5 protein-coding genes and 1 pseudogene are annotated in these 6578 nt (G+C 68.7%); 1 reads left to right on the top strand and 5 read right to left on the bottom strand.

What is annotated here, in order from left to right:
- Positions 1-268 precede the first annotated feature (268 nt).
- The 5 genes and pseudogenes from AC1DXK_RS21525 to AC1DXK_RS21505 form a co-directional block, all read right to left on the bottom strand.
- Positions 269-1921 (bottom strand): porin, encoded by a 1653-nt coding sequence (locus AC1DXK_RS21525; RefSeq protein ID WP_477299013.1) that lies wholly within the window; start codon positions 1919-1921, stop codon positions 269-271.
- A 417-nt stretch (positions 1922-2338) separates the two neighbouring features.
- Positions 2339-3028, bottom strand: a complete 690-nt coding sequence (locus tag AC1DXK_RS21520; RefSeq protein ID WP_457105797.1) for a metal ABC transporter permease — start codon at positions 3026-3028, stop codon at positions 2339-2341.
- Between the two features lie 122 nt (positions 3029-3150).
- A pseudogene (locus AC1DXK_RS21515) lies at positions 3151-3474 on the bottom strand (winged helix-turn-helix domain-containing protein).
- Positions 3475-3536: 62 nt separating this feature from the next.
- Positions 3537-4145, bottom strand: a complete 609-nt coding sequence (locus tag AC1DXK_RS21510; RefSeq protein ID WP_457105796.1) for a HupE/UreJ family protein — start codon at positions 4143-4145, stop codon at positions 3537-3539.
- Between the two features lie 67 nt (positions 4146-4212).
- Positions 4213-4914: a pilus assembly protein PilZ gene (locus AC1DXK_RS21505; protein WP_477299010.1), complete on the bottom strand. Its 702-nt coding sequence runs from the start codon at positions 4912-4914 to the stop codon at positions 4213-4215.
- A 171-nt stretch (positions 4915-5085) separates the two neighbouring features.
- Here AC1DXK_RS21505 and AC1DXK_RS21500 point away from each other — a divergent pair, with 171 nt between their 5' ends.
- The gene (locus tag AC1DXK_RS21500; RefSeq protein WP_457105794.1) at positions 5086-6573 is read left to right on the top strand and encodes an ABC transporter substrate-binding protein; all 1488 of its coding nucleotides are present in this window, start codon (positions 5086-5088) and stop codon (positions 6571-6573) included.
- Positions 6574-6578: the final 5 nt, after the last annotated feature.

The raw sequence follows: 6578 nt of genomic DNA, 5'->3' as shown, positions 1-6578 counted from the left end.
GGACGCGCAGGGCGGCGCGCCGCCGCGGCGCGGTCGCGCTTCCACGGAACGCGCCGTCTCGCGTGGCGGGAACGAGTCCAACCGGCGCCGGGTCGCAGCCAGACGCGCTCAACGCGGCGGAGTGTTCAGCCAGCGCGGTCGACCGGGCCGTCGCGCGCGGTCGGAACGGCTGCGCACAATGAAAAAGGCCCGGCCGAAGCCGAGCCTTGAGGTCCCTGAAGCACGGGGACCGGCGCTGAGGCCGGAGCCTCGGCGCCGGTAAAGCGGCTTAGAAGTCGCGCTGGACGCGGAAGCGGAACGAGGACACGCCGTCCGACGTCGTGGTCCGCGGCACGAACGTGCCGTTGTTGATGCCGGCGACGTTGGCGTAGGCGGTCGGGCTCTTGTCCTTGTCGATGACGCGGCCGCTCTTCACGCCGATCTGGGTGTAGTAGCCCTCGACACCGATATCCAGGTCCTTGACCGGCGACCAGATGATGCTGCCGCCCGCCACGAACTGGTAGGTGTCGCGGAGCGCCTCGCTGAGGTTGTAGAAGGTCGTGCCCGGCGTGCCGACGGCGTTGGCGCCGAAGGAGTTCGTTCCACCGGGATTGACCAGACTGAAGATGGCACCCTGTGCGGCGCGAGCGCCGCTGCGGAAGTCCATCTCGCCGTAGGAGCCGAAGAAGGCCGAGCGCCATTCCGGCGTCCAGTAGTGCAGGTACGAGGCGACGATCGTGAAGCTCGTCGACTGCTCCATCTGCCCGGTGAACGGGTTGACCGTCGCGTCGTTGAAGAACTGGCTGAACTTCTGACCCTGGATCGTCGCGGCGTTCTGCGAGTAGGAGCCGCTGAAGGCGGAGTAGCCGGTGTAGAGCTGCGCGCCGGAGCCGTAGGCACCCTGCAGGTACAGGGCATCGCCCGGGGCGATGAACGGCGTGTTGATCTTCAGGCCGCCCTGAACCGCCCAGCCATACGAGTTGCTGGTGTGCGGGATGCTGACGTTCGAACCCGTGCCGGTGCCGGCGCCGTTCTGAACGTTGCCGACGTTCAGCTCGTGCACGGCGGCGGTGAGCTGGGCCGAGCCCCAGGCCTGATCGAGGCGCAGGGCGCCGACGACGTCGGGCATCCGCGAGCGCTGGATCACGTCGACCTGGCTGTACCGGGTCGGCAGGCCGTTGGTGTAACCGATGAAGACCGGAGCCGGCGAGTTCGTCTGGCCGAAGACGGCAATCGCGCCGTTGGTCGTGATGCCGGCCGGGTTGTTGGTCGGCGAGTAGATCGGGCTGCGGCGGAAGACCGGGTCTTCGGCCGAGATCGTGGCGGACAGGCCGTTGCCGAGGGTCGCCGTGTAGGCGAGCAGGTTGGTGGAGGCGATGTCCGAACCGGCGGTGGCGCCGGCGAACTCGAAGTCGTGAGCGTAGAAGTCGAAGAACGAGGAGGCGCGACCGGCGGTCATGCCGGCGAACTGGATGAACGCCTTGTCGACGTTCATGAACTGCTGGTCACGGCTGAAGCTGTCGATGCCGATGCCCGGATAGGCCTGGCCGATGCGCTGCTGGGTGCCGGAGGTGCCGACGCCGGAATAGCCGGTGCGGGCGCCGGCATCGAGGCGGACGAAGGCGCGCAGGGTGCCGTAGGCGGTCTGGGTGCGGGCATCCATGTTGATGCGCAGGCGGCCCTGGTAGCCGGACGTGTCGCCGGGGTTGCCGAACTGGCGCGAGTAGCTGGTCATGTAGCCGCCCTCGAACCGGGCGCGGCCCGAGATGCGCAGGCAGGTGTCGGTGCCGGGGATGTAGAAGAACCCGGCGCCGTAGGCGCCACAGACGCGGACGTACTCGATCGGAACCGCCTTCTTGACCGGCAGGTCGGCGGCATGCGCAGCACCCACCGCCGCGAACGCGGCAGCAGACCCGAGCAACGAGCTCTTCAAGAGCTTCATAGACATCTCCAAAGCTTCGAGACCCAATGATGCGGACGTGCCCGGTTGTCCGGGTCTAGCCGCACGTTTTGTAGGTTAGGCCTGCGTCTTAGGTGGCAGGCTCCTGCGGGCTCTCGCTTGGCGATGCCCCCGTGCACGATCACCATGTGCGAACGGGTTTCGGCGAGCAACGAGGATTCGCGGCCGCCTTGGCAGTTCCAGCGCGATGTTGCGGCGTGGCAACATTTTCAGGGTGATTTAGTCGGCAACGGTCTGCCGAATGTGCACGAATGCTGTCCTGAGCAGCGGATATGCCGCCTGTCGGGGCATCCGGCGGCCCGGCGCCATTCGGGGGCCGAGCCTCTCGTCTCGCGTCGGGCGATTCGCCCGTGCCCGGGCGTCGGGTGGCCGCCGCGATGATTGCGGCTCAGCGCCCCCTCACATGGGCGGCGTCAGGCCGTCCTTGCCGACCGCGACGCGCCGGGCCGTGAAGCGGCCGTCGTCACCCCGCGCCGCAATCACGAAGACCTTGGCGCCGGGGGCGAGCGCCGAGGCGCTGGCCGGCTCGAAGCTGACGACCGGCGCCTGCGGAGGCACCAGAACCTGCAGGGACTGACCCTGGCCGTAATCCACCGTGAGCGTCCGCTCCGCCCCGCCGCCGGTCGCCTTCACGGTGCCATTGGTCATGGCGCTCTTCACCCGGGGCGCGTCCGGGGCCGTGGACCGGATGTCGGCCTTCACGGTGCCGTTGGTCATGGCGCTCTTCACCGACGCGCCGCCGGCCGTGTGATCGGGAATCATGTCCCAGTCGTAATGGCCCTCGCCGGTGCCGCGCATCGCTTCGGGGAACAGCACCACCTCCAGCGCCACCGGCGGCTCGCCCTTGGTGGCGGTGCCGATGAACACGCCGTCCTTGATGGCGTCGAGGCTGGACGGGACCACCCAGGAGACCTTGGCGTCCGGAGCGAGCGTGACCGGCTCCGATGCGCCGTCGAGGGTCTTCAGCGTGAAGCCGCCGCCCGCGACCGCCTCGACGGTTCCGCGCAGGCGTTCGACCTTCTGGGCCGCCTGCGCGCCGGTGGCCGCGGTGAGCAGGCTCATCAGGGCGAGCGTCGCAAACTTCGTCATGGTGGGTCCTTTTCCTGCCGCCGGGATTGTTGCGACCGGCGGGACGTGGGGCGGAAAGCGGCGAGGTCAGCCCCGAGGGGCCTGTGACATCGCAGCCGGGTTCGTCCCCACGCCCGAACCGGTTACGCGTCCTCGGCCTGCCCGAGGGGGCTCAAGAACGGAGCGGCCGCAGCATCGGCGGCCGCCTCCGCGGCCCGGTACCGGCTCACGACCTCGGCTCCGAGGGGCGAGAGGCGGGCGCCTCCCCCGGCCCGGCCGCCGGTCTGCGCCTGGATCACCGGTCGGCCGAAACCGGTGTTCATCGCCTCGACCAGCAGCCACGCCCGCCGTTACGACATCCCCAGCGCGCGGCCGGCGCCTGAAATGGAGCCGTGCTCGGCGATCATCTCAAGCAGCCGCACCTTTCCGGGACCGAGGCGGTGCCCCGGTCCGAAATCGATGCGGATGCTCAGGCGCGGCGCCGCGCCGGCGCAGGGCGGGCGCCCGGGGGGCGGGTCGTCCGCCGCGCTCAGGCCGGCAGCGCCAAGAGGGCGAAGCCGGCCGCGGCGATGGCGGCACCGAGCACCGGCGCCGCCCGCATGGCTCCAACCCGCGTCGCCGCAACTCCGAGTCCGATCCCGGCCGCGTGCAGGAGCGCGGTGGCCGCCAGGAAACCGAAACCGAAGGCCACGCCGGAGCCGGTCTCCGGCATCTCGGTCCCGTGGGCGTAGCCGTGGAACACCGCAAAGGCACCGACCAGGGTAGCGAGCAGGGCGACCGGCGCGCGGAGGCCGACGATGGCGGCGAGGCCGAAGACCACGATGGAGAGTGCGATCCCGGCCTCGACATAGGGCAGCGCGAAGCCGGCCAGGCCGAGACCCGCACCCGCACACATCAGCCCCAGGAAGGACAGCGGCAGCGCCCAGAGCGCGCGTCCGCCGCGCAGGCTCGCGAGGAGGCCGACCGCCACCATCGCCAGAACGTGGTCGGCGCCCATCAGCGGATGGAGAAAGCCCGCCTCGGCGCCCGTCGCGGCACCGTGTCCCGGATGGGCGAGCGCCGCCTGGGGAAGAAACAGGAGTGCAGCCGGCAGGAGCGTCAGGGGCGCGGCGGTTCGGGTGGAGAGCAGACGCTTCATCGGGGATCCTTCGCTGGACCCGACAAGATGTAGCGCCGTCGCGCCACCTCTGCGAGGGGGTGACGCTTCAGAGCGACATCGCTTCGTGGACCGCGGCCGGCGCGAAGGGCTCCAAGAAGGCGGCACCGACGCCGTGCGTGAAGTGGCGCATCACCGTTGCGGATTTCCGTCCCACCTGGATCGTCGCCCCGATCTCCAGCGCGTGGTCCACGAGCAACGCGACACCGGAGGCCGAGACGTTCAGCACATGGCCGTTGAACGCTTCGCCGGACGCGGTCGTCACCTGAACGATCTTCTGCTTCGGTACGATTCGCCGATCGACGCGGATCGGTTCCTGCCGCAGATCCTGAGCCCGCGCCAGTGTCACGAACTGACGGACAAGGTCGGTGACGATCGCGCGCCCTCCCCGGACGGAGACGATAAACTCCTGGCCGGCCACGCGGGCGATGCGCGCTTCCAGCGTCCCGACATGGCGGATGCTGCAGGTCAGATCCTCCCCGGCCGCGAGGCGGGAGGAGGAGCGGAACCGGATTCCCTCCGTCGAGACGTCGGCCGTCACAGCGTAGAAGTCGCGACGCCGCTGATTCCAGCACAACGCCGGCAACATGACGATGTGCCGTCGGACCATCATACCTGCGTCATCATTAGGAATACATGTCCGACCTTGTGCGGTCGAACAATTTGCCGGCCTGTTCCGGAAATCCGTACAATTCAACTTATCCCAGCCCGATTGAATCGCGTCTACGCCGCGGTCGCGGCGGAGCGGCACGGCCCCGCGCCGGCCCGGGGCAGACAGCTGTATACAAGATGCGTGTTGATCAGCTGGCATGGATGCTGCCTGGGATTGTGCATGCCACGGCGGTACGCGACAGTGTCGACCGCCCATGGGTCGGCGTGGCCGATCCCTCCCGCCACCTTCGCACGCCACCGGACCGGTCCCATGTTGCGTCTCGCCGCCTGCCTCCTCGCCGGACTCGCCTTCGCCGGCCCTGCCGCCGCGCAGACCCTGCGCTACGGCATGATGGAGGATCCGGACGCCCTGGATCCGACGCTCGCCCGCACCTTCGCGAGCCGGATGGTCTTCGCCGCTCTGTGCGACAAGCTCGTCGATATCGGGCCGGACCTGAAGCCTGTGCCGCAGCTTGCCACCTCCTGGGAACTCTCCCCCGACGAGAAGGCGCTGACCATGCACCTGCGCCAGGGCGTGCTGTTCCACGACGGCGAGAAGCTCGACGCCGCGGCGGCCAAGTTCTCGATCGAGCGGCACATGAAGCTGCCGGGCTCGCAGCGTCGCTCGGAGATCGCGCCGATCGACTCCGTGGATGTGGTCGACGACCTCACCTTCCGGATCAACCTGAAGCAGCCGTTCGCGCCGCTGCTCGCGCAGTTCACCGACCGGGCCGGCATGATGATCTCGCCGAAGGCCGCGGAGCGGCTCGGCGACAAGTTCGCCAGCGCTCCGGTCTGCGCAGGCCCCTACAGGTTCGTCGAGCGGGTGCCGCAGGACCGGATCGTGGTCGAGCGCTTCCCCGACTATTGGAACAAGGACGCGATCCACATCCAGCGGATCGAGTTCCGGCCGATCCCGGACGCGACGGTGCGGCTCACCAACCTGCGCGCCGGGCAACTCGACCTTCTGGAGCGGCTCGCCCCCACCGACGTGGCGCAGGTGAAGCGCGACGCCAAGCTGAAGATCGAATCGACCTACGAGCTCGGCTTCCTGGAAATTCTTCTCAACCCGAACAAGGCCGGCTCGCCGGTGGCAGATCCAAAGGTGCGGGCAGCCCTCGAGGCGGCGCTCGATCGCAACGCCATCAACCAAGTGGTCTACAACGGTGAGTTCCTGGCCGGGAACCAGTGGGTCAACCCGAAGAATCCGAACTACGTCGCCGAATACCCGATCCCGAAGCGGGATGTGGCCAAAGCCAAGGCGCTGCTGGCCGAGGCCGGCAAGCCGAACCCGCAGATCACGCTCACCGTCTACGCCGACAGCGACTCGCCGCGGACCGGGCAGGTGATCCAGGCCATGGCCAAGGAGGCCGGGTTCGACGTGAAGATCCAGGCGGTGGACTTCACCACCGCGCTGGATGCCGCCGACAAGGGCAATTACGAGGCGCAGCTCTATTCCTGGAGCGGCCGCTCCGATCCTGACGGCAACACCTTCAGCTTCCTCGCCTGCAAGGCGGCGCTGAACTATCCCAAATATTGCAGCCCGGAGGCCGATGCGGCCCTCCAGGCCGAGCGGGGCACCGTCGACCCGGCCCAACGCAAGGCCGCATGGAAGGCGCTCGCCGATCAGGTCCTGAAGGATCGGCCCGGGATCTACATCCTGCACCGCAAGTTGCTCTGGGCCTACAGCCAGAAGATCACGGGTTTCGTGCCCTATCCGGACGGCCTCGTGCGTTTCACCGGGCTGAAGCTCAACTGATGCTG

Source organism: Methylobacterium sp. P3_A11 (genome assembly GCF_056403155.1).
This window is presented reverse-complemented; position numbering and strand designations above follow the sequence as displayed.

Bases quoted from the DNA above. Each gene is read 5' to 3' on its own strand.
- AC1DXK_RS21525 (WP_477299013.1), bottom strand. From the start codon at position 1,921: ATGAAGCTCTTGAAGAGCTCGTTGCTCGGGTCTGCTGCCGCGTTCGCG.
- AC1DXK_RS21510 (WP_457105796.1), bottom strand. From the start codon at position 4,145: ATGAAGCGTCTGCTCTCCACCCGAACCGCCGCGCCCCTGACGCTCCTG.
- AC1DXK_RS21500 (WP_457105794.1), top strand. From the start codon at position 5,086: ATGTTGCGTCTCGCCGCCTGCCTCCTCGCCGGACTCGCCTTCGCCGGC.
- AC1DXK_RS21520 (WP_457105797.1), bottom strand. From the start codon at position 3,028: ATGACGAAGTTTGCGACGCTCGCCCTGATGAGCCTGCTCACCGCGGCC.